The 26,648-nt window shown below is 54.6% G+C and carries 26 protein-coding genes; 16 read left to right on the forward strand and 10 right to left on the reverse strand.

Features of this window, described 5'->3' with window-relative positions; genetic code table 11:
* Positions 1 to 40: 40 nt before the first annotated feature.
* Positions 41 to 2,248: a DUF1631 domain-containing protein gene (locus K5L82_RS09050; RefSeq protein WP_223133882.1), complete on the forward strand. Its 2,208-nt coding sequence runs from the start codon at positions 41 to 43 to the stop codon at positions 2,246 to 2,248.
* A 6-nt stretch (positions 2,249 to 2,254) separates the two neighbouring features.
* Entirely contained in the window at positions 2,255 to 3,007 is a 753-nt protein-coding gene (locus K5L82_RS09055) for an energy transducer TonB (RefSeq protein WP_223133883.1), read from the forward strand.
* A gap of 1 nt (position 3,008) precedes the next feature.
* On the opposite strand, the gene grxD is transcribed toward K5L82_RS09055, so the two are convergent.
* The gene (gene grxD, locus K5L82_RS09060) at positions 3,009 to 3,335 is read right to left on the reverse strand and encodes a Grx4 family monothiol glutaredoxin (RefSeq protein WP_133006286.1); all 327 of its coding nucleotides are present in this window, start codon (positions 3,333 to 3,335) and stop codon (positions 3,009 to 3,011) included.
* A 210-nt stretch (positions 3,336 to 3,545) separates the two neighbouring features.
* Here grxD and argF point away from each other — a divergent pair, with 210 nt between their 5' ends.
* On the forward strand, positions 3,546 to 4,460 hold the full coding sequence (argF, locus tag K5L82_RS09065) for an ornithine carbamoyltransferase (protein ID WP_223133884.1): 915 nt from the start codon (positions 3,546 to 3,548) through the stop codon (positions 4,458 to 4,460).
* A 3-nt stretch (positions 4,461 to 4,463) separates the two neighbouring features.
* Entirely contained in the window at positions 4,464 to 5,537 is a 1,074-nt protein-coding gene (locus K5L82_RS09070; RefSeq protein WP_133006288.1) for an ABC transporter ATP-binding protein, read from the forward strand.
* A gap of 206 nt (positions 5,538 to 5,743) precedes the next feature.
* On the opposite strand, the gene K5L82_RS09075 is transcribed toward K5L82_RS09070, so the two are convergent.
* The 6 genes from K5L82_RS09075 to K5L82_RS09100 all read right to left on the reverse strand — a co-directional run bounded on the left by K5L82_RS09075 (position 5,744) and on the right by K5L82_RS09100 (position 12,741).
* Positions 5,744 to 7,315 (reverse strand): ATP-binding protein, encoded by a 1,572-nt coding sequence (locus K5L82_RS09075; protein WP_223133885.1) that lies wholly within the window; start codon positions 7,313 to 7,315, stop codon positions 5,744 to 5,746.
* 55 nt (positions 7,316 to 7,370) lie between these two features.
* Entirely contained in the window at positions 7,371 to 8,105 is a 735-nt protein-coding gene (locus K5L82_RS09080) for a response regulator (protein WP_133006290.1), read from the reverse strand.
* Between the two features lie 171 nt (positions 8,106 to 8,276).
* Positions 8,277 to 8,753: a peptidylprolyl isomerase gene (locus K5L82_RS09085; protein ID WP_133006291.1), complete on the reverse strand. Its 477-nt coding sequence runs from the start codon at positions 8,751 to 8,753 to the stop codon at positions 8,277 to 8,279.
* A complete protein-coding gene (locus tag K5L82_RS09090) occupies positions 8,753 to 10,963 on the reverse strand; it encodes an acetyl-CoA hydrolase/transferase C-terminal domain-containing protein (protein WP_223133886.1) in 2,211 nt (736 codons plus the stop codon). The genes K5L82_RS09085 and K5L82_RS09090 overlap by 1 nt, the downstream gene beginning before the upstream one ends.
* 152 nt (positions 10,964 to 11,115) lie before the next feature.
* Positions 11,116 to 11,469 (reverse strand): hypothetical protein, encoded by a 354-nt coding sequence (locus tag K5L82_RS09095; RefSeq protein WP_133006293.1) that lies wholly within the window; start codon positions 11,467 to 11,469, stop codon positions 11,116 to 11,118.
* A 234-nt stretch (positions 11,470 to 11,703) separates the two neighbouring features.
* Positions 11,704 to 12,741 carry an NADP(H)-dependent aldo-keto reductase gene (locus tag K5L82_RS09100; protein WP_133006294.1) on the reverse strand — a complete coding sequence of 346 codons (1,038 nt, stop codon included), beginning with the start codon at positions 12,739 to 12,741 and terminating at the stop codon, positions 11,704 to 11,706.
* A 128-nt stretch (positions 12,742 to 12,869) separates the two neighbouring features.
* Between K5L82_RS09100 and K5L82_RS09105 the strand changes: the two genes are divergently transcribed.
* Both K5L82_RS09105 and K5L82_RS09110 read left to right on the forward strand, forming a co-directional pair.
* A complete protein-coding gene (locus K5L82_RS09105; protein WP_228258963.1) occupies positions 12,870 to 14,090 on the forward strand; it encodes a glycosyltransferase family 4 protein in 1,221 nt (406 codons plus the stop codon).
* Positions 14,056 to 14,613, forward strand: a complete 558-nt coding sequence (locus K5L82_RS09110) for a phosphatase PAP2 family protein (protein WP_223133887.1) — start codon at positions 14,056 to 14,058, stop codon at positions 14,611 to 14,613. The genes K5L82_RS09105 and K5L82_RS09110 overlap by 35 nt, the downstream gene beginning before the upstream one ends.
* Here the strand turns inward: K5L82_RS09110 and dinB are convergent, their stop codons facing one another.
* Positions 14,614 to 15,678 (reverse strand): DNA polymerase IV, encoded by a 1,065-nt coding sequence (dinB, locus tag K5L82_RS09115; RefSeq protein ID WP_133006297.1) that lies wholly within the window; start codon positions 15,676 to 15,678, stop codon positions 14,614 to 14,616. It lies immediately after the preceding gene.
* 113 nt (positions 15,679 to 15,791) lie between these two features.
* Between dinB and K5L82_RS09120 the strand changes: the two genes are divergently transcribed.
* The 5 genes from K5L82_RS09120 (at position 15,792) to minE (ending at position 18,346) form a co-directional block, all read left to right on the forward strand.
* Positions 15,792 to 16,070 (forward strand): DUF1244 domain-containing protein, encoded by a 279-nt coding sequence (locus K5L82_RS09120; protein WP_223133888.1) that lies wholly within the window; start codon positions 15,792 to 15,794, stop codon positions 16,068 to 16,070.
* Entirely contained in the window at positions 16,070 to 16,432 is a 363-nt protein-coding gene (locus K5L82_RS09125) for a HopJ type III effector protein (RefSeq protein WP_133006299.1), read from the forward strand. Before K5L82_RS09120 ends, K5L82_RS09125 begins: the two co-directional genes overlap by 1 nt.
* Before the next feature lie 22 nt (positions 16,433 to 16,454).
* On the forward strand, positions 16,455 to 17,213 hold the full coding sequence (gene minC, locus K5L82_RS09130) for a septum site-determining protein MinC (RefSeq protein WP_133006300.1): 759 nt from the start codon (positions 16,455 to 16,457) through the stop codon (positions 17,211 to 17,213).
* 62 nt (positions 17,214 to 17,275) lie between these two features.
* On the forward strand, positions 17,276 to 18,088 hold the full coding sequence (gene minD / locus K5L82_RS09135) for a septum site-determining protein MinD (protein WP_133006301.1): 813 nt from the start codon (positions 17,276 to 17,278) through the stop codon (positions 18,086 to 18,088).
* Positions 18,089 to 18,091: 3 nt separating this feature from the next.
* The gene (gene minE / locus K5L82_RS09140) at positions 18,092 to 18,346 is read left to right on the forward strand and encodes a cell division topological specificity factor MinE (protein ID WP_133006302.1); all 255 of its coding nucleotides are present in this window, start codon (positions 18,092 to 18,094) and stop codon (positions 18,344 to 18,346) included.
* A 14-nt stretch (positions 18,347 to 18,360) separates the two neighbouring features.
* On the opposite strand, the gene K5L82_RS09145 is transcribed toward minE, so the two are convergent.
* Complete coding sequence (locus K5L82_RS09145; RefSeq protein ID WP_223133889.1) at positions 18,361 to 19,368, reverse strand: DUF2804 domain-containing protein; 1,008 nt, start codon at positions 19,366 to 19,368, stop codon at positions 18,361 to 18,363.
* Positions 19,369 to 19,505: 137 nt separating this feature from the next.
* On the opposite strand from K5L82_RS09145, the gene K5L82_RS09150 reads away from it, so the two are divergent.
* From K5L82_RS09150 to K5L82_RS09160, 3 genes are all read left to right on the forward strand, one after another.
* On the forward strand, positions 19,506 to 20,231 hold the full coding sequence (locus K5L82_RS09150) for an START domain-containing protein (protein ID WP_223133890.1): 726 nt from the start codon (positions 19,506 to 19,508) through the stop codon (positions 20,229 to 20,231).
* A gap of 84 nt (positions 20,232 to 20,315) precedes the next feature.
* A complete protein-coding gene (locus K5L82_RS09155; protein ID WP_133006305.1) occupies positions 20,316 to 20,807 on the forward strand; it encodes an HPP family protein in 492 nt (163 codons plus the stop codon).
* A 21-nt stretch (positions 20,808 to 20,828) separates the two neighbouring features.
* Positions 20,829 to 22,214, forward strand: a complete 1,386-nt coding sequence (locus tag K5L82_RS09160; protein ID WP_410505853.1) for a PhoH family protein — start codon at positions 20,829 to 20,831, stop codon at positions 22,212 to 22,214.
* Between the two features lie 3 nt (positions 22,215 to 22,217).
* Here the strand turns inward: K5L82_RS09160 and K5L82_RS09165 are convergent, their stop codons facing one another.
* Positions 22,218 to 23,225, reverse strand: coding sequence for an AraC family transcriptional regulator (locus K5L82_RS09165; RefSeq protein ID WP_262492556.1), 1,008 nt, complete (start codon positions 23,223 to 23,225; stop codon positions 22,218 to 22,220).
* 90 nt (positions 23,226 to 23,315) lie between these two features.
* On the opposite strand from K5L82_RS09165, the gene K5L82_RS09170 reads away from it, so the two are divergent.
* Both K5L82_RS09170 and K5L82_RS09175 read left to right on the forward strand, forming a co-directional pair.
* A complete protein-coding gene (locus tag K5L82_RS09170) occupies positions 23,316 to 24,929 on the forward strand; it encodes an FAD-dependent oxidoreductase (protein WP_223133891.1) in 1,614 nt (537 codons plus the stop codon).
* Positions 24,930 to 24,977: 48 nt separating this feature from the next.
* Positions 24,978 to 26,636: an acetolactate synthase large subunit gene (locus K5L82_RS09175; RefSeq protein ID WP_223133892.1), complete on the forward strand. Its 1,659-nt coding sequence runs from the start codon at positions 24,978 to 24,980 to the stop codon at positions 26,634 to 26,636.
* Positions 26,637 to 26,648 lie beyond the last annotated feature (12 nt).

The following is a 26,648-nucleotide window of genomic DNA, read 5'->3' on the forward strand; positions in this document are numbered from 1 at the left end:
TCGGTCATGTATCCGGTTAAGGCGTAGACAGGAGTTGGCCATGAACAAGCAGTCCGGTATACATTACCTTCGCGAGCACAGAGAGGCTGCTAGCAGTAGCCCTGTGCCCTCTGAGGTGACTCGCATACGTAATACCGTTGTTGCCGGGTTGGGAGATCTGCTGCAAGGGGCCTTTGATGCTGTGGACGACTCACTTTTTGAGCTCGCCAACAACGCCCGAAGCAACAACGAACAGAATCGTTACTTTGAAGCGATGCGGGAAATCCGTATAAAGCGCAAAGGTGTAGAACGTCATTTTCAAAGTGCTGTTTCTCAGCTTTTCACTACACCACCTCATGTCGGCGCGTCGCAAGGTCAAGATACTCAGGCGCAAGCAGATAGCTCGAACCTGACACTCTTGGGCAATGACGACTTGGAAGAACAGGTCGCCTTGAACGCCATGATCAGCAAGGCGAAAACTCACTTTCAAGGAGCACTGCTTCAGCTCCAAGCTCGATTTACACAGGTATACCCGTCAGCCAGCGATGACCAACCTGTTAACCCCATGGCCCCGGAACATCTGTGCAGCGCCTTTACCGAAGCCATCCAGGCTCTGGATATCCAAATTCGTGAACGCCTGATCCTGCTGAAGCAGTTCGACCGATACGTGGTATCGAACCTCGGCATGTTGCTGGATGAAGCCAACAGAATCTTGATCCAAGCCGGCATCATCCCCAACTTCCGTTATCAAGGCAAAAGCCACGGGTCGAAAGCAAAAACAGCCAGCGAAGAGTCCGAGCAAGCCGACGCTAGCGCGCCCGCCAGCAGTTCCGAAACCGATCGCGAAGACAGCGTGATGTTCGAACAAATCCGCGAAATGCTCAGCCAGCAACGACACAGCACGGGCACCATGCCCCGAAGCTCCGATCCCGAGCTGCACGTTCTCGGCGGCCGCGAACTGGCCAGCCTTCTGAGTTCGATACCAATCAACCCTACCGAGCGCGATTTCGGCGACCTAAGCTCTGGTGAGCCAGTGACCGTTGATTTGCGAGAGGTGGTTCAGCAACTGCTTTCCCAGACTCAAACACCCGACGGCCGCAAACCGGCGCTGAACGAAGTTGACGAAGACCTGATCAACCTGGTGTCAATGTTGTTTGAGTTTATTTTGGACGACTACAACTTGTCAGCACCTGTGCAGGTCCTGATCAGCCGGCTCCAGATTCCCATTCTGAAAGTCGTGATTAAAGACAAGAACTTCTTCAGCAAGTCCAATCATCCGGCACGCAAGCTACTGAACTCACTTGCCAAGGCAGGTATTGGCTGGAGCAGCAGTGATGAAAAGTCTCGGGACAAACTTTATGGGCAAATCCATAACGTAGTTCAGCGAATCCTTAATGAGTTTGACGGAGACGTAACGCTATTTGAAACGCTGAATACCGATTTTGAACAATTCCTAGAGCGGGAGAACCGCAAATCCAATCTGGTGGAACAACGAACCCGCGAATCGGAACGCGGTCGTATCAAATCACAGAAAGCCCAGGAAGCCGTCGACAAACTTCTCAAAGAAAAACTGTCACGCTATAAACTGCCCGAATCCATTCACGAGATACTCACTAACGGTTGGAGCAGGGTTATGTTCCTGGCCTATCTTCGTGACGACTCTGAACATCGCTGGCAGGAAACCGTAAAAGTCGTCGACGACCTGATCTGGTGCCTGCACCCGCACGAAGAAGACGAAGAACGCGACCAGTGGGTTCGCGTGGTTCCAAGGCTACTGAGAACCCTTAGAAGCGGCTTGGAAGAAGTCTCCTATAACGCCACCAAGCTAGACGACATGATGGCTCAACTAAAACACCAGTTGGCCGAAGCGTTCCGAACCAACGCGACAATTGAAGCACGAAAAGATGAGCCCTCCCCAGAGGAAGATTCTCCGTCTCCCGAAACCCAAACGGCCATCCAAAGACAGCAAGAGCTCGAAGATGCTGCCGTATCCGAGTTCATCACCAAGATCGATCAACTAGAAACCGGAAATTGGGTTGAGTTTCGACTAGTCAACGGCGCCAGTTTCCGCTGTAAACTCTCTGCAATTATCGAAGAAGCCGATTGCTTTGTCTTTGTGAACCGTATGGGCCTGAAAGTGATTGAAAAAACACGGGTTGAGCTCGCACATGAGCTTCGCCGCGGGCGTCTGACCATGCTGGAACAAGGCGCTCTAATCGACCGGGCTCTTAATGCTGTTGTGGGTAGCTTGCGCGCAAAATCCGCCTAACGCCCTATGCTGCAGTCTGATTCTGAACCCGCCAAGTCCGTTCCGGCTTCCTACCGGATCGGCTTGGCGCTTTCGTTAGCCCTGATGTCACACATCCTGCTCCTTGCCGGGCTGCCATCTCCCGCTCTGGAAACACAAGATCTCAGCCATCGGCTCGTGTTCACCCTTAACGCCGCAAGCTCTCAGCCCAGTATCCGTTCCGCGCCTGACTCCGCATCTCAAGAACCACTCAGGCACTCCGAGTTCAGCGTTGAGCCGCAAAGCCCTGCCGTAAAAGCACAACCCTCCCAGGCTCCGGTTGCTGCTAAACAACCTAAACATGTCAGCACGCCGCAACGCCAAGAAACCCTTCAACAAGCCCCCGGCGCACAACCGGGCTCTGCTGCCGCACAATCTGCAACGAAGCACACTCCCAAACAGGAGGGCACGGAGACTGTTCAAAGGATCACCAAATCACCTGCGGAGCAAGATCCTTATTTGATCAAGCTTGCCGTGCATTTAGCGGAAGAGCTGGAGGAATTGAAGGTACCGGCGATGTCGCAATTGGATACGACCAAAGACATGACGCTTGAGCTGCGGATATTGGCGAACGGGGCACTCACGCGAGCGCGAGTAAAAGATTCAACAGGTATCGATGTGATTGACCGGGCGGCCTATCGAGCGGCTCTGTCCGCCAGCCCTTACCCGAAACCAGAGGGCGAAAAATCCGACCGCTTTGACGTGAAACTGGTGTTCACGCCAAAGCGCCGAGAACGATAGATCAGGCTTCAGCTGATTTCACAGCGTCTTTCACCGCGGTCGCAAGTTCGCCGTTCTCTGACATTTCAAGAATGATGTCGCAACCACCAACCAATTCACCGCCAACGTACAATTGCGGATAAGTCGGCCAGCTAGAGTAAACCTTCAGCGCTTCGCGAAGCTCTTGGTTATCGAGAATGTTCACGAAAGCGAAACGTTCGCCACACGCCATCAACGCCTGAACCGTGCGAGCAGAAAAACCACACTGAGGGGCTTGCGGTGTACCCTTCATGTACAAAATAACTGGGTTCTCTTCTAACTGGCTCTTGATGGTTTCATTGATATCCATGAACACATACCTCTAATTGAAATCTGGATTACCGTCTGCCGGCATATTGTACCATTGTACACCGCCGACCAAGGCCGAACCAAACTGCCCGCTTTGACCCAGAACAACCCCGTGGTTACGAGCGTTGTTTTAACGGGAATGAAGGGCTAGACTTGATTCCCTTTTCAAAACGAAAACCTTAGCGCAGTTTCCTTGAAACAGGGGCCATTCATGGCAGTAAGACATTTTCTGACACTTAACGACATGACAACCAGCGAACTGGAGCAGTTGCTGGACCATGCTTCACGGCTCCGCAAGGAATGGCGTGAGGGCAAAGTCAGGGACTCCCTGAAAAACCGCGTGCTGGCCATGATTTTCGAAAAGTCATCGACTCGCACCAGAGTTTCCTTCGAGGCAGGCATGACCCAACTGGGCGGCACTGCCATGTTCCTTTCCCCCCGAGACACCCAGCTCGGTCGCGGCGAACCGATTGAAGACTCTGCCATCGTGATTTCCAGCATGGTCGATGCAGTCATGATTCGCACCTTTGCCCACGACACCGTACAAACCTTTGCATCGGCGTCGAGTAAACCGGTCATCAATGCGCTCACCGACGATTTCCACCCCTGCCAGCTGCTGGCAGACATGCAAACCTACCGTGAACATCGCGGCAGCATCCGAGGCGCTACGGTCACTTGGGTGGGCGACGGAAACAACATGTGCCACTCCTATATCAATGCGGCCGAAAAGTTCGACTTTCATTTGAACGTGGCGTGCCCAGACGGGTACGAGCCCGACCAAGCACTGCTTAATACCCATAAAGACCGGGTGACTATTTTCCGGGAACCACAAGAAGCCGCTCGCGGCTCCAACTTACTGGTCACGGATGTTTGGGCATCGATGGGGCAAGAAGACGAGCAAAAAGCCCGTGAGGAAGCGTTCCGAAGCTATCAGATTAACCCCGAGCTGATATCGCTGGCCGATAAAGACGCGTTGTTCATGCATTGTTTGCCAGCACATCGCGGAGAGGAGATTTCCGCTGAAATGATGGAGCACTCAAGTTCGGTGGTTTGGCACGAGGCTGAAAACCGCCTGCACGCACAAAAAGCACTGCTTGAATTCCTCATACTCAACCGTCTGGACTGATCCATGCCCGAGCCCAAGGTGCAGCCAAATGACTGGCTTTTGAACGTCAACAACCTATCTGTCGGGTATGGCGGCGAAGCCGTAGTCAAGAACATCAACTTCGCTTTAAGCCACGGCGATATCGGCTGCCTCCTTGGCCCCAGTGGCTGCGGCAAAAGCACCATCCTGCGCGCGCTTGCCGGCTTCCTGCCCATCGGTCAGGGCGAAATCAGCCTGCAATCACAAGCGATCAGCCAACCCGGCCGGTCGGTACCACCGGAAAAACGCAAAATCGGAATGGTGTTTCAGGACTACGCCCTGTTCCCTCACCTGAGCATCTCGGACAATGTCGGTTTTGGCCTAAAATCTCTGAGCAAACCTGAGCGCCAACAGAAAGTTACTGAATTACTCAAGTTGGTGCACTTGCAAGATCTCGCCGATAACTTCCCCCACGAGCTATCCGGCGGTCAGCAACAACGAGTCGCCCTCGCCCGGGCACTAGCCCCCGAACCCACGCTAATCCTGCTGGACGAACCCTTCTCAAACCTCGACACCGACCTTCGTCGTCGGCTTAGCCTCGACGTACGAGAGATTCTAAAAACGCTGGGCATCAGCGCGATCCTCGTCACTCACGATCAGCAAGAAGCTTTCGCCATGTGTGACCAAGTAGCGGTTCTCCGTGACGGCCAAATTCAGCAATGGGATGTGCCTTTCAACCTGTACCACGAACCCGCCAATCGCTTCGTTGCAAGCTTTGTTGGTCAGGGCGGATTTATTCCAGGCAAAGTGCGCGGCCCAGATGCCATCGAATCAGAACTTGGCGTTATCCACGGCAATCGGGCCTATAACTGGAAAGAAGGAACGCTGGTGGACATTCTGATCCGACCAGACGACATCGTGCACGATGAGAATTCCGATCTGCGGCCAAAGGTTGTGGAGAAAACCTTCGCGGGCACCTCAACGCTTTATCGCTTTCGTTGCTCTGAAGATACTGAATTTGAAGCATTGTTTAGAAGCCATCTGGACTTCAACTTAGGCGAGCAGGTTCCGGTGCGTGTTGAGGCAGACCACCTGATCGCTTTTGAGCGAACAGCCTAAGGGGCGTTCGGACGGGCTTATAGTTCAGGCAAAAAAAAGGGCTGGTAAAAACCAGCCCCAAAATGACGAATGAAACAAGGAAAGTTCGTAAGAACTACAACCTCTAAAGTCATCCCTTACGCAACGAAGTATCAAACAATCAGAGACCCCGTTCAGTAGTGGTTCTGTAGTGGTTTGTTACATCCGGTGAGGGCGCGAGACGCCCGTCACAAAAGCGGCGATTCAGGCTTCCGCCGCGGCCACACCAAGCTGAATTTAGCACCACCAAGCTGCTCGCTTTTGCCAACAAAAGCTTGACCGCCGTGCCAATACAAAATACGCCGTACGATCGACAAACCCAATCCGTACCCGCCTGATGTTCGTGTTCGGCTGTCGTCCAAACGGGCAAAGGCCGTAAAGATCTTTTCCCAGTCAGACTCCGGAATACCCTGCCCATCATCCTCAACGTCTATACGACAATTCTCTTCGTCCAGATGACACGACACCAGAACCCTCCCTTCAGCGTATCTGGCTGCGTTGCCTACCAAGTTTTGTACCGCGCGATGAATATACCGAGGCTCAACGTCAGACTGGGACCAGCGACCGCCTCCGTCGTCAATACGACACTCAATATCGACACCCTCACGAATAGTACGTTGCTCGGTAACAACCTGCTCCACAATTACGGTCACCGAATCATCACGCAAAGTAAATACCGGCCCGCCCTGCTCCAATCGAGCGTAGGTGAGTATTTCATCAATCAATTCATCAAGCTCTTGAATGTCGCCATCAATCCCCGTCATCTGTTTTTGCAGCGCTTCCGGCGAACTGGCAGACTCAATCATCTGAACACCAAAACGAATTCGAGCCACCGGCGTTCTAAGCTCGTGTGACACGGCATGAATCATTTCTCTTTGCACCTGAACCAGACGCTGGATATGCTCGGCCATGCCGTTAAACGCCGAGCCTAGCCGCGACACCAGTGTGCCGTCTCGTGACTCCACCCGGGCACCCATCTCACCACGGGCAATGCGGAGCGCCACCGATTCAACTTTTCGCAGGTGCCTATCCACGAAACGGAGCGCCAAGAACAGTCCCAGCGCCAACACACCACCCACCAACAGGAATAGCAAGGCAACGATCGGCCACCCCCACGGGTTGAATGCATCAGGCATATTAACCGCAACCAAATCACCTTCTGACAGGCGGACAACGCCCGCCAAGCCACCATCATCCCGGCGCAAAAGAGCCAAACCAGACGAACTCAACCGATCAAGTACTGCCTGCGCCGGTAAATCCGTTTGATTCTGCAATGGGCTAATTTTAACGCCAAGTGCTTGCGCCAGATAATCCGAGGCTTCAGCCCGAGCCTCTAACGGTGCTGCGTCCAAGTGCCAGCGCACGATCAGCGCTGTCGCACGAGCGAGGTCCCGATAGGGCTGCTCCAGATTCAGACTGATCAAACCGCCCGACTCTGAAGCTACGTAGAACACGAAGCCTTCACCGGAGGGCTCCCCCACAACCTGACCATAGCTTAAGCGCTCACTGACAACTGGGGACAATTGAAAGGTTCGACGATCGCCTGCTTTCATGCCGAATAAGGCGGGCATCCAGTGGTACTGTTCTGAAGGGGCAGGGACAGCCGCCAGCCATTTCATCAGAGGCTGCAACGAACGCTCATGCCAAGCCTGGCCACGCACATTGTTTAAACCGTTAAACAGGATAACGCACAGCAGCGCCACCAGAGCGGCGACAGCAACAACCTGTACGTAGGCTTTGAGGAGGAATTTCAGCGACATGGGCGCAACCCGGTGATTGGCGCGATACTCAACCGGCATCACACCAAAAGGACGGTCAGGCTTCTTTTACGAAGAGGTATCCCTTGCTCCGAACCGTCTTAATGCGTCTCGGATGAATAGGATCATCGCCAATCTTGGGACGAATCCGAGAAACCCGTACATCGATTGAGCGATCTTGGCCATCGTATTCGATGCCGCGCAGCGCCGTAAAGATCTCTTCTCGGCTAAGAACCCGCCCCGCGTTGCTGGAAAGCAACCACAGCAGATCGAATTCAGCACTGGTCAGGTCAATACTGTCTTCGTTCAACCAAGCTTCGCGCATGGAACGATCAACAATCAGGTCATTAAACTGAAGGCGAACCGGTTCTTCGTCATCGGTGCCTTGGCTTGATGCTGGATGTGTTTCGGCCCGGCGCAACATGGCACGAATCCGAGCCAGCAACACACGAGGCTGCACGGGCTTGCCAATGTAGTCATCCGCACCCATCTCCAGCCCCAACACCTGATCCAGATCATCTGTTCGGGCGGTCAGCATAATGATCGGCCCGGAATAGTCAGGGCGAACTCGCCGACAAATCGATAAACCGTCCTCGCCTGGCAACATGAGATCAAGCACCACCAGATCCGGCTGCTCTTTGCGAATCCGCTCAACAGCTGCGCCGCCGTGAGTTTCCAAAGATACGGTCAGACCATTGCTCTCCAGATACTCGCGGGTAAGATCCGCCAGCCGCTCATCATCTTCTACGATCAGGATTCGCCAACTCTCGTTTGTATGTTCCACGCCGTCCATCTCTGATTATTATCTTTGATTTTAAGGTTATACGTACAACAATACAGGCAACCTACGGTTACAGCAATTCATACATCGCACTCAAAACTGCACATACCACAACATTTCTTTACAGTCTGTGACACACCTCAAAATACCCGGCCACACAGTTTTTATTGCACTGCCTGCTTATCACAGCAAAGGGCGACCCTGCGCGATTTCATCCTCCGTCGCTTCACGCCGACCAACGATTTCTAAATCAAAATATAGCGTAAAACCGGCCAAAGGGTGGTTCGCGTCCACTTTTACCAAGTTGCCATCAATGCTAGCTACCTGAACAATCTGCGCCTGATCGCCCGAATTAGTCTGAAACTTCATGCCGACGTCTAAATTTTCAACACCCTCAAACAACGAGCGCGGAACGGTACGGACCAAGTCATCCCGATGCTCTCCGTAGGCCATTTCAGGAGGTACGGTTACTTCCAGACAATCCCCTGGCGAGCGGCCTTTTACCGCGGCCTGAATGCCTTCTATAACCTCCGGGCTCCCCATCAAAAAGTGCAGAGGTTCACTGCCCTCGGAGGTGTCCACCAGCTCGCCGATTCGGTTCTTCAGAATGTAATGAACAGTATAAACTTCCGGTTTGGTTTGCTGCGTATCTGCTTGCATTAGCTTTTCACGCTTCCTGTGTCTGTCGCGGGTTCAAGTTGTTGGAGGCCGTGCAGGACCAGTTTTCGATCAAGCTTTTCCCGAAAGCCCGCCGGCTGATTCAGCCCCATCCGTTCGAGCAGTGCATGGTAACGATCATCGTCGTGAACGCGCATGGCCCGCCAAAGGGTCGAGAGTTTACCACGGGGCGTTGCTGTTGAGGCCTTAAGCGACTTAAGGGCTTTCCCCAACGCCAGTTCTTCATCGGTAAAATCCCGCCCAAACGGGAAGGCCGGGAACCAGTCTCCGTCCCCCGCCGCAGCCAGAGTGTCGCGCACCTGCTTCGGAGTATTGTTTGCCCATTCCTTTGGCAGCTTAAAAGCCGCAGGCACTTTGCCGGCTTTCTTTGCTTGTTTGAGCAAGGGTTCCTGGAAGCGGGAATCCGCGATGCGGATCAAACTCAGGAACACGTCCTCATCCGATCTCCCACGAAGATCGGCTATGCCGTATTCGGTGATCACGATATCCCGGAGGTGCCGTGGGATGGTGCAATGCGGGTAGTTGAAGACAATATTGGAGACCGCCTCACCTCTCGAGCTCCGTGACGCCCGAAGTGCAATAATCGATCTGGCGCCGGGCAAGTCATGAGCCATGGCAACAAAATTGTACTGACCACCAACACCACTAACGACCCGGCCATCCGCCAACCCATCGGATACCGCCGCACCATTCAAGGTATACATCATCGTGGTATTGATAAACCGGCCGTGTACCCGCTGTGCCGCTTTCTTTTTCTGATCACCATAGCGGTGATCGTATAAGTGGTTAATGAAATTCACACTGGTCATGCAAATTTTTTCACGCTGCTCGTCCGGCAAGTTTCTGAGTTCTTGATAAAACTTTTCCGGCCCCACGAAAAAGCCACCGTGCATCACTACGCCACCCGTGAGTTTCTCTCCTAACCCCATGGCCTGCAATCGATCTCGGGTTTCCGGATCATCCAAGTCGGCAGCAACCGATGTGTCGTTATCCAACCGTAACCGCCCCCCCTTGAGCTCAACCGAGCTCTTCACAATGCCATGATCACTCAACCACTGCAGATCCCGGTTTCGTAAGGGCGAGTCAATCAGGCCTTCGGCTCGCAGCACATCCAGCATTTCCAGGGTGGGCTTCTCTGAAATTTTGGCTTCGTTAATCAGGCATTGAAGACCTTCGTGCTCAAACACTTCGCGCTTGAGGATGCCCTCTTGTAGCAGGTACAAAAACCCATCCACCATCATTTCACTGCAACCGTACAAGCCCGCTTTAAAAGGCCCGTTGCCGCCATAGTCACGAACAACCGGGAATCGTTCGGCCACACGAGCATGCCGATAGACAGACTTCCAAGCATCATTGTGTTTGTGACGAGCGATGGCACTGTGGACCAGAGCCACACCCAACGAACCGATGCCCACTTGCAGTGTGCCGCCATCCTTAAGCAGGCAGCTGGCGTAAAAACCTATCATGTGATCAGCGGGACTAACCGCCATCTGCGGAGCAGAAAACAGAGGGTAATCCGTTTCGGCGGCCGAAAGGATGACATCGAACTGATTGTCCTCAACCATTGAGTCGCGACCAAACCAGGGCAACTGCGGGTTTTGCTCCGCCACCATGGCGACCGGCACACCCTCAGCCTCGCGCTGACGTAACAAAGGTAAAATATCGAGGGAGAGATCTGGATTACAGCTGAAGCTCATTTTGCCGGGCTGTCCATGAGGCTTTCCCGGTGCCATCAATTGCCCAACCACATTGACACCCTGAGCCATCAGGTCCCGAACCGCATGGGTATAGTTAGTGCAGATATAGTTACGCTGCTGGCTGGAATTCTTCAGGTAGCTGCCCGCCTTAAAAAAGAATTCGGACACTTTTACGTTATCGGGAAGCTGGTTATTTACCACATCCCGGGCATAGACAAGCTCCGGAACCGAACCATAGAGGCGCTGGGTAAACGGCTCCAAAAATCGCCGCTCCAGCGATGAGTTGCCTTTAGGGGCCAGCAACGAGAGGGCCGTTACAATGTGCAAACGGATCTCAGGGTCTTCTTTCGCCCGCTCGTAAAGGGCATTGGCAAAACGTATCGGCTTGCCCAACCCCAGCGGCAAGCCCAGAGTGATATCCTTTCCAACCCGCGCTATTACTTGATCAACGCAGGCCTCTGCATCGCTTAAGTAGACTGTATTCTGCCCTGTCATCGTAACCCTCATCATTCCGGAATGAGCCGTGACTATGATAATCACACGGTAGCATGCACCTGACAATGAGGTAGATCACGAGTCGTGGCAAGATAAGCGCATCAAGGTTTTCGAAAGGCGGGTTTAGATTGGCGGTAAGGCGGGGTGGTGTGTCAGAACATCCAACGCAAGTTAAGGCATGCCCCTTCATTCAGAAAAGCGATGCCGTGATCCGGTCGGGCCGGGTCCGAGGCATAGGTTTTGCGGGAGGTTTGGTCACGGTTAAAGCTCCAGCTCAACAATCTTGAGCCAATCGCGGCCAACGCATCGTCATGATCGTCCTGCTCATCACCGGACATCCACTCCTGAAGCTCATAAATGTCTTCCACAGACATGGATTCTTCCCGTTCCGCCAGCATACGATCAAAGAGCAGTGGCTCAGACCGGGGCGGCTCTGCGGCTTCAGCGCGCGCCACGAAGGCTGCGCAATTCAAAGCCAGCAGTACAAGGAAGATGCGGATGATCATGAGAAATAGCGTGCCTCAAACTTCAAAATACGTGCAATTGTCTATGCACTAAAGTCTAACTATTCTACTGGATAATAGTGTGAAATTGCACACAAATGCACCAACACTTAGCCCCGAATTGGTCATTTTTTGTCAACAAATGGACGGTTTTTTTTGCGGTTTGTAACTCCCCGGCTTCTCATAAACCGAAGCCGGGCAGCCAAATAGCCTTAACCAACTGACGTTATTGTTTTTTTAAGGACAAGGATAAGTAAATTCGCTATGTATCTCTTCAATTGCGGAGATAATGTCGGCACTCAGGTTGATTTCGACCGACCCGATATTTTCTTTCAATTGCTCCATTGTCGTCGCGCCGATGATATTACTGGTAACAAAATCACGGCTGTTCACCCAGGCCAACGCCAATTGTGCTGGAGTCAGGCCGTGCTGCTGCGCCAATTCTGCATACGCGCGGGTCGCATCGGTCGCGTGCTCGCCGGTATACCGGGAAAAACGGTCATACAGGGTTAACCGCGCCTTTTCCGGCCACTTGCCGCCGAGATATTTCCCAGTAAGCATGCCAAATGCCAGAGGTGAATACGCCAACAGCCCTGTGGCTTCCCGATGCGCAAATTCGGCAAGCCCCGCTTCGAACGACCGGTTCAACAAGCTGTATGGATTCTGGATCGATACCGCACGCGGCCAATCGTTCTCGCGAGCGTAACGCAGGTACTCCATCACGCCCCATGGCGTCTCATTCGACAGCCCCACATGGCGCACCTTGCCCTCTTGCACCAACTCATTTAGCGCCCCTAGCGTTTCTTCGATGGGTGTCATCGCTTCATTCGGATCGTGCTGGTACCCGAGTTTGCCAAAAAAGTTGGCGTTACGGTCAGGCCAGTGCACCTGGTACAAGTCGATGTAATCGGTCTGCAACCTTTGCAGGCTACCTTCACAGGCCTCGCGGATTTGCGCTCGGGTCATTCGTGGACCACCGCGCATATAACCAAGACTGGGGCCAGGGCCGACCACCTTGGAGGCGATCACCAAATCATCACGACGCCCTCTTCGGGCAAGCCAATTCCCCAAATACTGTTCGGTCAGACCTTGCGTGTCGGCCTTCGGAGGCACCGGATACATTTCAGCCGTATCGATAAAGTTAATGCCGGCGTCTACCGCATATTCCAACTGTTCAAATGCTTCCTGCTCCGTGTTCTGCTCGCCCCACGTCATGGTGCCCAGGCAAATCAGACTGACATCAATATCAGTATTCCCAAGTTTTCGCATTCGCATAAAAGGCTCCTTAGCGGCTTTCAAAAAAGGGTGAAACAAGCGTAAAAGGAATGTCACGAGGTTGTCGCAGAGTTGTCATGGCCTGCTTGCATAGTGAACACATGATAAACACTCTTGCGGGATGCACCGTGACTGACATCAAGCGACCAGACCGGCACAGGCGACACATTACCATTGTTTCCGAAACCTTTCCGCCGGAAATAAACGGCGTGGCCAACACGCTTCGCTACCTTTGTCAGGGGCTGATGAGCCGTGGGCACCACGTCACTGTAATTCGTCCACGACAATCCCGAGAGTCACTAAAACCTGCCCCTAACAACCACAGCCCGCTGTTTGAACACGAACTGGTGGTGTGCGGTCTGCCGATCCCAAACTACACCGAATTTCGGTTCGGCATCACTCGCCCCAAGACGCTAGTAACTCTGTGGCAAAACCATCGCCCCAGCTGCGTCTATATTGCCACTCAAGGTCCCCTTGGTTTGGCCGCAGTCGGGGCGGCGAAACAGCTCGATATCCCGGTGCTCTCCGGCTTCCACACCAACTTTCACAGCTACTCCCGCTATTATCGGCTAGGTGCGTTCGAACGCTTGTTGAGCGCCTACGGCCGATGGTTTCACAACCGAACCCAACGAACCCTCGCTCCCACCCGCAGAACCATAGCGACAGCTCAAGGTATGGGAATAGGCAATACCGCGCTGTGGAGCCGAGGGGTTGATTGCGAGCGTTTCTCACCCAAAAAACGCAGTAATTCCTTGCGACAGCAATGGGGCCTGCAAGAAAACGATCGTGCGGTCTTATATGTCGGCCGGCTGGCTCCGGAAAAGAACCTTTCTTTGGCGGTGGTTTGTTTTGAGCGAATCCGAAAGCTGTACCCCACGGCCCGGTTCATTCTGGTCGGCGATGGCCCAATGAAAGCTCATCTGGAGAAACGGCATCCGGAGTTCATCTTTTGCGGTATGCAAAAAGGGGATGATCTGGCTGAACACTACGCCTCTGGTGATCTGTTCCTGTTTCCGAGCAAAACCGACACGTTCGGCAACGTTGTGCTGGAGGCAATGGCCAGCGGCCTGGGCGTTATCGCGTTTAACGACGCAGCCGCATCCGAGCATATTCGCCACAACGAAAACGGTATGAAAGCCCCGTTGCACAACGACGACAACTTTGTCCAGCACGCCCTGAAGCTGGCCGATCAACCCTCTCTACTCCGGAGAGTCCGCAGCAAAGCTCGTCTCGATGCGCTCGATCTCAGCTGGAACCAGCAAATAGATGTATTCGAACGCTTGGCGTTTAACTCTTACATACAGGTCTCAAGCCATGCCGACAACAAGCAAAGCTTCCCAGTTCTTTGAGCGAGCGGACCAACTCGAGTTCGCTCTGTGCCAATCAATCAATCGCGCCATACGATTCCGGCCCATCAAAAGCTATTTCCGCCTGGCGAGCTGGTTGGGTGACGGCTGGTTTTGGTACGCGCTGATCCTTGCGATCCCCCTTATCGCACCCTCTCAAGGCCAACACATGGCCCTGCTAATGGCTCTGACAGGCTTGACCTGTACCCTGACCTACAAAGCACTGAAGCATCGGCTGATCCGGGAGCGGCCGTTCATTTCGTTTCCGGCCATTAACTGTGCCATGCCACCTCTGGATCGTTACAGCTTTCCTTCCGGGCACACCATGCACGCAGCCTGCTTTCAGGCCATGCTGTTTACCCTAGTGCCGGCAGTCGCATGGGCGGTACTGCCATTCACGCTATCGGTTGCCGCATCCCGGGTGGTTCTGGGCCTGCACTACCCCAGCGACGTTGCCGCGGGCGCATTCATTGGAGGGCTGATGGGCTGGACCTCGGTGCAGCTGTTCGCAGAACTAACCGTTTGATCAATCGAACAATCTCAACTGAGTCACCGGCGCCTCATCATTACGGAAACGAACGCCTACGCCCATCAAGCGGACCGGGCGATCTTCGCGGGTAACCAGCTCATCTAATAGCGGCTGGTAATCGGTCGCTTCGGGTTCGGAAATCTGTTCTCTCACGCGCTCCAGCGTGTGGGTAGAGAAATCGCTGTAACGAATTTTGACGAACAATTTATGAATGGGTTTGTCGCGGCTCTTGCGAGCAAGGCGCAGATTCAAATCTGCCACCAGTGACGGCATCACCGATTCACACGCCGCTTTGCCGGCAAGATCCTGAGAAAATGTACGCTCCACACTGACCGACTTGGCTACCCGGGACACCACCACTGGCCGGTCATCCCGACCATTAGCCATTTCAAACAAGCGATACCCTTGCTTGCCGAACTTGTCGATAAGCACTTCAACGCCCAGTGCTTGCATATCACCACACGTAGCGACCCCCAGAGTATGTAGCTTGCCGGCAGTGACCTGTCCTACGCCAGACAGCTTTTCGACGGCCAGCGCCTGCACGAAGTCTTTTACTTCATCCGGCGTAATCACGAACAACCCATCGGGCTTGTGCCAATCACTGGCAATTTTGGCAAGAAATTTATTCGGGGCCACGCCTGCGGAAATGGTGATGCCCGTCTCACGTTGCACACGCTCACGCAGGTGCCTGGCCATCAGCGTGGCACTGCCTTTGTGGTCAGTAATTTCAGACACATCCAGAAAGGCTTCATCCAACGACAGGGGCTCCACCAGATCGGTCATGTCCCGCAATATACCCATCACCTGCTGGGACACCGCTCGATACTTACTCATATTCGTCGGCACCGTCACCAGGCCCGGGCACAAACGCCGAGCCTCACTGCCGGGCATGGCCGAACGCACACCAAAAGCCCGCGCTTTATAATTACAGGTGGTCACCACGCCACGACCGCCATCACCACCAACCGCCAGCGGAACATCCCTCAGGGTCGGGTCGTCCCGCATCTCAACCGCTGCGTAAAAGCAATCGCAATCTACGTGGATGATCTTGCGCTGGGGCATAGTCCGTGGCTCAGGTTAACAATCTGTACGTTTATACAGCCTTGTATCTTACGGTAACATGCCGAGAATGTCAGGAACCCTAAACTCACTCCGGCAACCTATTGCGAGGCATCATGAGCAACCCTATTCCCGAGTCCGAGCGCACTGAAATCGAAGCCGCCGCTTTCAGAAGGCTGGTTGAGCACCTTCGTCAAAACACCGACGTTCAGAACATTGATCTGATGAACCTGGCCGGCTTCTGCCGCAATTGCCTGTCGAAATGGTATCGGGCCGAAGCCCAGGAGCGTGGCTTCGAGCTATCCGACCCAGCAGCCCGTGAGGAAATCTACGGCATGCCTTACGAGCAGTGGAAAGAAAAATATCAGACCGGCCCCAAGCAGGATCACAAATAATGAACATCACCGAAGCCGTCCGCATTCATCTGGCATCGCTCCAGGGTGGCCACGCCGATTTCGACGACACCCTCGCTCTGATCGACCAGCACTTCGAGTTTCAACCCAGCGGTTTTGATAACGGCCCGCTCCGCAACGAAGCGGGCGAGAATAGCGGTTCTTGCCGGGTGTTCGCTCTTGGCCAGTACTGCAATCTGAACGAGAACGACACGCTCGCCCTGTTCGCGCAGCATTACCAACAGGTTCTGGGCGACCCGACAGGCTCCAGTCATGGTAATATCCGGCAATTCATCAGCACCGGATGGTCCGGCATTCGTTTTGACAGCCAACCACTGCGGGCCAGAGCCGAATCCACCCAGTAACCCATCAGGGAAACGAGTCTTCATGAGCGATACTGCTAACCCCGAAGTAAAACAGAGCTTCCAACTTAAAAGCGCGAATATTTCGTTAACCGCGCTGGAGCTTTATTACTTCGATGAACATGAATTCGAAGCAAACCTGCGGGACAAAATCAGCCAAGCCCCCGGTTTTTTCAAAGACATCCCTCTGGTGATCAGTCTCGAAAAATACGAAGGCCTGGACAGCGAGATCGACTTCTTCAAGATCATCGGTACCTGTCGCCGTCATAACATTCAGGTTATCGGTGTTCGGGCGGCCAACGAGAATCAACGTCGACTTGCCAAGGGTGCTTCTCTGGCGTTGATGCCTGGCGGTTCGGTTCGTGAAAGAGCAACAACTCCAGAGCCCGTCGCTGAAACCGCTGAACCGGTCCCTGAAACCCCGGCAGCAACGCTCTCACCGGAGCCGGCAATCGCTAAAATTGTCACCCAAACCGTGCGGTCCGGGCAGCAAATAAACGCACCCGAAGGCGACTTGATCATACTCGCTCCGGTCCAAGCCGGTGCCGAAGTCCTGGCGGCAGGCAATATCCACGTTTACGGCGCGCTGCGTGGCCGAGCCCTTGCGGGCATTCACGGTGCGGAGTCTGCACGAATATTTTGCCAGTCTTTAGAAGCAGAGCTTGTGTCTGTTGCCGGACACTATAAAATTCCGGAAGATCTTCAAAATAATGGCTGGAAAAGCGCTGTGCAGATCCAGCTCAAGGATGACGTGCTGGTGGTATCGCCACTGGAGAAAGGCTAGTAGTGCAATAACAAACAGACGTTGAAGACATGACGAATCCACCGCGAAACAGGAATTGAATCTTGGCTAGAATCATTGTCGTTACCTCAGGAAAAGGCGGCGTTGGCAAAACCACCACCAGCGCTTCAATCAGCACCGGGCTTGCCAAACGGGGCTTCAAAACAGTTGTGATCGACTTCGACGTAGGTCTGCGTAACCTAGACCTGATCATGAACTGCGAACGCCGGGTGGTGTACGATTTTGTCAACGTTATTCAGGGCGAAGCCACACTGAATCAGGCCCTGATCAAAGACAAGCGGGTCGAGACGCTGTTCATTCTTCCGGCCTCACAAACCCGCGAAAAAGAAGCTCTGACAAAAGAAGGCGTTGAAAAAGTTATCAACGAACTTTCTGAAACCTTCGATTACATCATTTGCGACTCCCCGGCGGGTATCGAGCACGGCGCACTGATGGCGCTTTATTACGCCGATGAAGCCATTGTGGTCACTAATCCGGAGGTTTCCTCCGTTCGCGACTCCGACAGAATCCTCGGCATTATGCAGAGCAAGTCCCGCCGCGCCGAGATGGGTCAAGACCCTCTCAAAGAACACCTGCTGCTGACTCGTTACAACCCCGGCCGTGTAGAGCGCGGCGAAATGCTGTCCGTAGAAGACGTCGAAGAAATTCTGGCTATCCCCCTGCTTGGGGTTATCCCGGAAAGCCAGATTGTCTTGAACGCCTCTAACCAAGGCCTTCCCGTTATTCTTGAAGAAGAAAGCGACGCCGGACAAGCCTATGACGATGCCGTAGCGCGACTTCTGGGCGAGGAGCGTGAACACCGCTTCATGACCGCACAGAAGAAAGGTTTCTTCTCACGGATGTTCAAGGGGGGCTAAGGGATGAGTTTCCTGGATTATTTCAGAAACAGTAAAAGTAAAAACTCGGCCAACGTTGCCAAAGAGCGGTTGCAAATCATCGTAGCGCACGAACGCGGCCAAAGGGGGCAGCCAGATTACCTCCCCCAGATGCAGCAAGAACTGCTTGCAGTCATACGTAAATACGTGCAAATCAGTGATGACATGGTGCAGGTCGAAGTTGACCGCAACGACAGCTGTTCAGTCCTGGAGCTGAACGTTACCCTGCCGGAGCAATAACACCTGCGCCCGCCTTACCAGCGGGCGAAGTGGTCCTCCATCAATCCCCGTAGTCCCGCTACGGGGATTGTTTTGCCCGACGCATCTTCCACCGTACCCTCAAAGGTTCCGACAAACTGGCGAAAGTTGGACGCCAGAATCCCCGCATTCAACTTCTCTTTGCGCACACCCGAGGGGACAAACGACAGCTCGACTTTTCCGTCCTCGGTCGTCACACGCCACTTGGTGTCCTGCTGATACCGGCTGAACTCGAACCGGGCTGCTCCCAGCGCAAAACGCTGGCCATCCAACCAGAGCGCGTTTTCCGTCATACCCGTTTCGTTAACACCCGCCGCCAAATTCAGACCCACAGCCACGCCTTCTTCAGTCTGACCCGCCAGGCAAGCCCAATTCCACGCGGTTTCCCGGCGCATGAAACCACAACTCCAGTCGATCGAACCCCGGCTTTGCTGATCCGTTCGCCAAATCTGTTGCCCCCAGCGCACTTCGCCTTCTACCGGCAAGCCGGCAGACTTACGGGTGAACACCCAACCCGTGTACCCCGCAGGACACACTAACCGATGAGGATCCTTGTCACCGGTCAGCTCCAAATCAACTTCAATGTTACCCGGCGCGCTCACCCGCACATTCCGGCCACCGGCTGAAGGTTTGATGGACAGTGACACATCCCCCTTTCTGAAGCACGCCTCGCCGCGCTCCGGATAGGGTTCAATCGCGGTGTTGCGGGCCAAGGGCTGGAGGAACGATTGTTCGAACATCTGTCCCGATTCAAAATCGAACAGATAGAAAAAGCCGGATCCGACCAGCTTCAAATCGACAATGGCCATTCCAAATACCCAACCCGGCGACATCGCGCTGACAAACTGAAACTGGTTAAAGCGCCACTGCCGGGCTAACCGTGTGCGCGGTTTGTCCATCACCGTGCGCAAGTCGTAGTCCATGTAGTTAATGATATCCACAGGCTCGGACAGCAGCCCCGGGGCAATTCGCCCTTTCGGGTCGATCAGTTTTTTCTGGGTCATAGTTTCCGTCAAATCAGGCCAATTCGAGGTTGGGTGGTGTCAGGAGGCTACCTGGTTCACAAACTCCCATGACGGCCATAAACGGCTGAGGGCAGCGTGGTAGACTTTTCCTAACCATTAACCGCAAAGTGTAGCTTATGACCAACACCCATGTCCGTGGCATTATGGGCATCCTCTTCGGCTTCGCCACCCTATTACTAACCATTCCCGCATTTGCCGACAACTACCCGGCTTTGCCAGCAGAAGACTCGGAACACTGGGTACTGCAAAAGCACGAAGAGAACATTCGCATCTACACCATGGATCAACCCGGTTCAGGCTTTCGGGCGTTCAAAGCCGTTGCCGATCTCAACGTGCCTATAAACAACCTGATGGCGGTCATGATCAATCCCGAATCCTGCAAAGAATGGGTACACAACTGCACCGAGTCTTTCGCGTTTGGCAATGGCGACTTCCACAACCGCTACGCCTACTCGGTCAACGATATGCCTTGGCCCGTTTCCGACCGGGATTATGTGTTGCGTATTCGCACCCGGGGCAACGCCGACACAAGCGAAATCATAATGGACCTGAACGCCACGCCGGGCATGCGAGCGGAAACAAATAGCCGTGTTCGTGTTGACGTTTCCAACACGCTTTATCGGTTCACCCCCTTCGAACAAGGCACACACATGGTATGGGTACAGCACACCGAGCCTAACGGTGCCCTACCCGAATGGCTGGTCAACCAACTGGTGATTGATATTCCCCTGAAGTCTTTGAAAGCCTTGGAAGCCGTAGCCCGTGAAGAAAAATATCAGAATTATCGAATTCAATGGGCAGCCGACGACAACATCGAGGCCGTGGTTCCTCACACCCCCTAAGCGCTTGATCAAACGGGGGTGACGACAGTCCAAGGAAAGGCTAAGCTGCATTTGAACCACTGCGATTGGAAGAGCGATTATCTGATGCCTATTCTCGCCCACGAGATCATGACCCCCACCGTCAAAGCGGTCCCTCAAAACTGGACGATGGATCGCTTGGCCCGGTTTCTTACCGACAACGAAATCACCGGCAGCCCTGTCACCGACGACAACGGCGAAATCATTGGAATTGCCACCCTCAAAGACATCACCGAGTTTCGATGGAACGCGTCTCGCTCGAACGACCAGCCCAAGCTGACCGAAGAGGAACAAGACGAAGCGCGGCGCCTGCGTATGGTAATTTTCGAGGAAATGGGCAAAGTGCCGGTAGAAGTCAGAGACATCATGACGCCCCTGGTATTCGCGGTCGATGAAAACACCCCCGTTCGTGATATTGCCAACACAATGATGGGCGAACATCTGCACCGCATTTTTGTCACCCGGAATTCAAAAATCACTGGCATCATTACCACTTACGATATGCTCAAATTAATTTCAGACAAAGAACTGTCCCAGCGCTGCGCCGAGTGCAACTGACACAACAGAGGTAACGCATCTATGCCAAGAGCACCGCAAGCTCGAAAAAAAATGTACGTCCTCGATACCAACGTTCTTATTCACGACCCCAATGCCCTCCTAAACTTCGAAGAACACGCTGTCATCATCCCGATGACCGTCCTTGAGGAACTCGACAGTCTGAAATCTGGCAAGCAATCGGTTGCGGCTGACTGTCGTCAGGCGATTCGTAACATCGACAAACTGCTCGGTGACGCCAACCCGAAAGACATCGAGAAAGGGGTGCCCATCCTGAGGGGCAAAAAAGCCGACCCACTGGGCACGCTCGCCATCATCATGAGCACCGAACGCAACGGCAACCATTCACTGCCCGAGCACCTGAACGATAACAAAATCATCAACACCCTTGCGGCTCTGCAAGAACGGCACACGTCTCACGACATCATTCTGGTCAGTAAAGACATCAACATGCGCTTGAAGGCGCGGGGCTTTGGCGTTGAGGCTCAGGACTACCACAACGACCAGTTGTTGGACGACATTGATCTGCTTCCAAAAGGCTACAAAGAGTTCTCCAACTCCTTCTGGGACAACATCGCCAAGGTAGAAACCGTTCAGCGCGCCGGCGTGACCGAGCACCTGCTCAAGCGCGAAGGCGAGCTGGCCAAACTCAACATCAACGAGTTCGTTATTGATGAGCGAGGATTTATCGGCCAGGTAGTCGACGTTTCCGAAGACCAGTTGGTGATCAAAGACCTGCTTCACGACGATTTGATGAATGAAGAAGTCTGGGGCCTGACCCCACGGGACATCTATCAGGCGATGGCGCTGAATCTGTTACTGGATCCAGACATCCATCTGGTCAACCTGACTGGCTCTGCCGGTTCAGGCAAAACCATTCTGGCACTGGCCGCCTGTATCGAGATGACCGTTGCCAGCAAGCTCTACAAACGCATTATAGCCACCCGCTCCACCCAAGGGCTGGATGAGGACATCGGGTTCTTGCCCGGTACCGAAGCAGAGAAAATGGAACCCTGGCTGGGCGCCATTGTCGATAACCTGGAGGCGTTGCACGAAGACGACGAAAACATGTCCGCCAGCGTAGACTACATCCTCAGCAAGGTACCCCTGCACTTCAAATCCATGAACTATATCCGGGGCCGCAGTTTTCAGCACAGCCTGATTATTATTGATGAGTCCCAGAACCTGACTCCACATCAGATCAAGACCATCATTACCCGAGCAGGTAATGGATCCAAAGTAATCTGCCTCGGTAATCTGGCACAGATAGACACACCTTACCTCAGCCCCCTGAGTTCCGGCCTGACCTACATGACTGAACGCTTCAAGGGCTTCCGCCATGGCGGTCACATCCACCTGCAAGGTGTTCCCCGCTCGGTACTGGCCGAGTTTGCTGAAGCCAATCTGTAGGCATCAGCACTCCCTCTGCTTGCGCCAGCGAGCAGGGGGCATCCCGGTCCAGCGATGGAACGCACGATAAAAGGTACTGGCTTCTGCAAATCCAAGCGACAAGGCGATCTCTGACAAAGGCAAAGCAGATTCCCGTACCGCCGCCAGCGCAAGCTTCCGGCGCACCTCATCCACCAGACTGTTATACGTGCAACCCTGCGCTTCCAGCCGACGAGCCAGCGTGCGCTCGCTGAGCCCCAACATCCTGGCCGCTTCTGCTCGTCGCGGAAGGGTTGGCCCCACCCGAGCCATCAGCCATTGCCGCAGATCTTCCGTAGACACAGCCCCCGTTTCCAGTGCCGCCAGCCGGCCAGCACTGTACTTTTCATGAACCTGCGCAAGAGCCGGATCCGCCTGAGGCAAGGGCTCATCCAGCACCTCATTGCTCACCAGCAAACCACTGAACGCCTGTTCAAACTCCACCGGGCAACCAAACACATCCCGGTAACCAGCCTCGGGCCCCAGCCTTGCCTGGCTGAACTGCACCCGCAGGGGTCTTACCGATGAACCCGCAATCCAGTCGCTCAGACTCATCACTGCCGACAGCACCGCTTCAATCTGATGAGGGCTGAATGCCAGGCGCCCCTGCCGCGGGTGGTAGACAATCCAGGTGCCACGGCTGCCCGGCAACATCTGGAAGCGACCTCCATCCGAAATCAACCTCTGAAACTTTTGCACTAGGGCGATGGCTTCTCGAAGAGTGGCCGCACTCTGCATGGCAAAACTGACCGCATCAATACTGGCCGGCCGGACACCGGCGCCAACTTTCAGACCAAAACCCGAATCTTGCGTGCACTGTTCGGCGGCATGCCAAAGGCGGGTAATGAAGTCGATGGGCCATCGCTCCCGCGATAACACCCCTGCTGGCAGCCCGGCCGCTTCCAGCAACAGATTCTCGGCAATGCCCAAACGCCCGGCTGCATCAATTACCGTATTGACCCAGCCCATGGATACGGTGGCTTCTAAAGTCAATCATTATGGCCTCTAAAGTCAATTCAGAACCGATCATAGCGTTATATGGTCTGTAACAACAAAACCAAAAACACAATCCGGAAACGCACCATGGCAAATCCTGTTAGCTCAGACATCCTGATTGCCGGTGGCGGACTGGCGGGCATTGTCACCGCCCTGGAAGCCCTTCGGGCCGGAAAGTCCGTAACCCTTGTTGACCGTGACAGCCCCAAACGCTTGGGAGGCCTGGCACTGTGGGCTTTTGGCGGCATGATGCTGGTCGACACCCCACTGCAACGACGCATGAAAATCTCTGATTCGCCGGAACTCGCTCTGCAGGACTGGGTGCGCTTTGGCGAACTGGACGCCAACGATGAATGGCCCGTGCAGTGGGCCCGCTATTACGTTGAACATTCCCGCACCGAAGTGTACGACTGGCTGTTAAGGGAAGGGCTGAAATTCATGCCGGCGGTAAACTGGGTAGAACGTGGCCGCCTGGCAGATGGCAATACAGTGCCCCGCTATCACATTGTATGGGGCACCTCCCGGGAATTGACCCTACGGATGATTGAGGCCATGCATCAGGCCAACACAGACGGCCGACTGACACTGCTACACCAGCACCGGATTACCGGGCTGGATCACAAAGGCGGCAAAGTATCGGGTGCCGTGGCCATCAACGAACTGACCGGAGAAGAGATTCGTTTCTCTGCAACATCCGTAGTTCTGGCGATGGGTGGCATCAATGGTAGCCATAAAGAATGCCGGGCTAACTGGCCTTCAGACCGCCCGCAACCGGCAACGATGCTGAATGGTGCACACCCGTTTGCGGACGGTAAACTGCACCACTGGGCAGAGGACAATCTCGGGGCAAACATCACACACGCAGGCGAAATGTGGAATTATGCAGCGGGCTTTCCCCACCCATATCCACACTTTGAAGGCCACGGGCTTTCTACCATCCCCTGCAAATCTGCCCTATGGCTCAACCACCGCGGCGAACGCATTGGCCCAGAACCTCTGGTCACCGGCTTCGACACCCATTGGCTGTGCCAGCAAGTCGCGGCCCAGGAAAAACCCTGGACCTGGCACCTGCTGAACCGACGGATCGCACTGAAAGAATTTGCCATCTCCGGTGCTGAGCATAACGCTCGTATCCGGGACAAACAGTTCCCGCTTTTCCTGAAAGAACTGCTGCTCGGCAATAAGCCACTGGTGACGCAGATGGAACACGAAAGTCCGCACTTTTTGGTAGCCGATACCCTTGAAGAACTGGCCGACAAAATGAACAGACTGACCTGCTCGGTGGACATCAGCACCGCCACGCTCAAAGCCACTGCCGACGCGTTCGACGCCAATTTTCACAAGGGCAACCAGCTCAACAACGACCCGCAAATCCGGTTGATCCAGCACGCTCGGCAATGGGGGCCAGACCGGCTTCGCACCTGCAAACCCGCCCCCTTGCAGAAACCCGGCGCAGGACCGTTTATCGCCATCCACATGCAGCTGACCACCCGAAAAAGTCTCGGCGGACTGCGCACCGATCTCCAAAGCCGTGTTCTGGATGGCGATGACCAGCCGATTCCCGGCCTTTATTGCGTGGGGGAAGCCGCGGGGTTTGGCGGCGGCGGGGCCAATGGCAAACGATCACTGGAAGGAACCTTTTTGCCAGGCTGCATCATGACAGCCCGGGCTGCGGCCCGCTCGATCCTGGCCGAAGGTTGACTTAACTCTTTAGTAAAACCAATAAGAATACTGATCAGGAGAAGATCCATGCCTAACGGCGCTCAGGCTTTGATGAAAACACTGGTAGATGCCGGAATTGAGGTTTGCTTCAGCAACCCGGGCACCAGCGAAATGCATTTTGTCGCCGCTCTGGATAATGAGCCGAAAATGCGCGCAGTCTTGGCGTTGTTCGAAGGTGTCGCCACCGGAGCCGCCGATGGCTACGCCCGGATGGCTGACAAACCGGCCGCCACCCTGCTGCACCTTGGATGTGGTCTAGGCAACGGTTTGGCAAACCTGCACAACGCCCGCAAAGGTAAGGTGCCGATTGTGAACATTGTGGGTGACCACGCCACTTACCACGTTAAATACGACGCCCAGTTGCAGTCAGACATCGAAACCGTCGCCCGCAACGTGTCCCCCGGTTTCGTGCGCACCTCCCAAACCACCGAACAGCTGTGCCAAGACGCTGCCGAAGCCGTTGCCGCTGCCAAAGGCCTCCCGGGCCAGGTTGCCACCCTAATTCTACCTGCGGATGTTTCCTGGGGCGAAGGCGGCGTACCTTGTGCCCCCTTGCCGGAGCCTGAACTGTTTGGCGCTGACGACGCCACGGTGCAAACGGTTGTCGAATCAATCCGCAGCGGGAAAAAAACGGCCCTTCTACTCGGTGGCCGTGCCCTCCGGGAGCCCAGCCTGATGGCCGCAGCCCGCATTGCCGCTCACAACGGTGTAAAATTGTTCGCGGAAACCTTCCCGACCCGTATTGAACGGGGCGTAGGTCTGCCGCCCGTTGAACGGATCGCCTATTTGGCAGAATTAGCCACGCTGCAATTATCCGAATACGACAACCTTATTCTGGTAGATGCCAAGCCGCCAGTGTCGTTCTTCGCCTACCCAGGCAAAGCCAGTGATCTGGTACCGGAGCACTGCGCTTTGCATACCCTATCCACGCCCGAGCAGGATGCGCTTACCAGCCTGACCAACTTGGCAAATTCTCTGGGCGCAGCAGCCGCCGAACCAGAACGGCAGCAACCAGCTCGACCGTCACGCCCGCGTGGAAAACTGACCGCCGAGAAAGTCTGCAAGGCACTGGGCCACATGATGCCGGAAAACAGCATCATCGTGGATGAAGCCATAACCTCTGGCTTGATGCTGAATGCCATGACCGCAGGCGCTCCCCGGCACGACATCATCACTCTCACCGGTGGTGCCATTGGCCAGGGCTTGCCCAGCGCCACCGGTGCTGCCATCGCCTGCCCGGACCGTCCGGTGTTCGCTCTGATCGGTGATGGTACTGCCATGTACACCATTCAAGCCTTGTGGACCATGGCGCGCGAGCAGCTCAACGTGACCTCGATTATCTTCAATAACGCCTCGTATTCGATTCTGAACGTCGAGTTAGAGCGGGTTGGTGCCGAAGAGGCAGGCGAAAAGGCCAAGTCTCAGTTGGACATCAGTGGCCCCGTCACCCATTTTGCCCAGCTGGCCCAAAGCATGGGAGTGCACGGCATTCGGGTACACACCACCGAAGAGTTGTTAAAAGCCATGGAGTACGCTCAGAACAACCCCGGCCCGCACCTGATCGAAGCGATCGTGCCGGAGTCTCTGAATGGCGTGAAACGGAAGGTTTTACCGTGGCTGTTGCGCACGCTGCCGAGCTTGCCACGGCCAGTGACCAAGGCGCTCAAGAAGAAAATTGCGCCTTAAACAGTCTCCGTG

It is taken from the genome of Marinobacter sp. AL4B (genome assembly GCF_019916045.1).
GTDB lineage: Bacteria > Pseudomonadota > Gammaproteobacteria > Pseudomonadales > Oleiphilaceae > Marinobacter.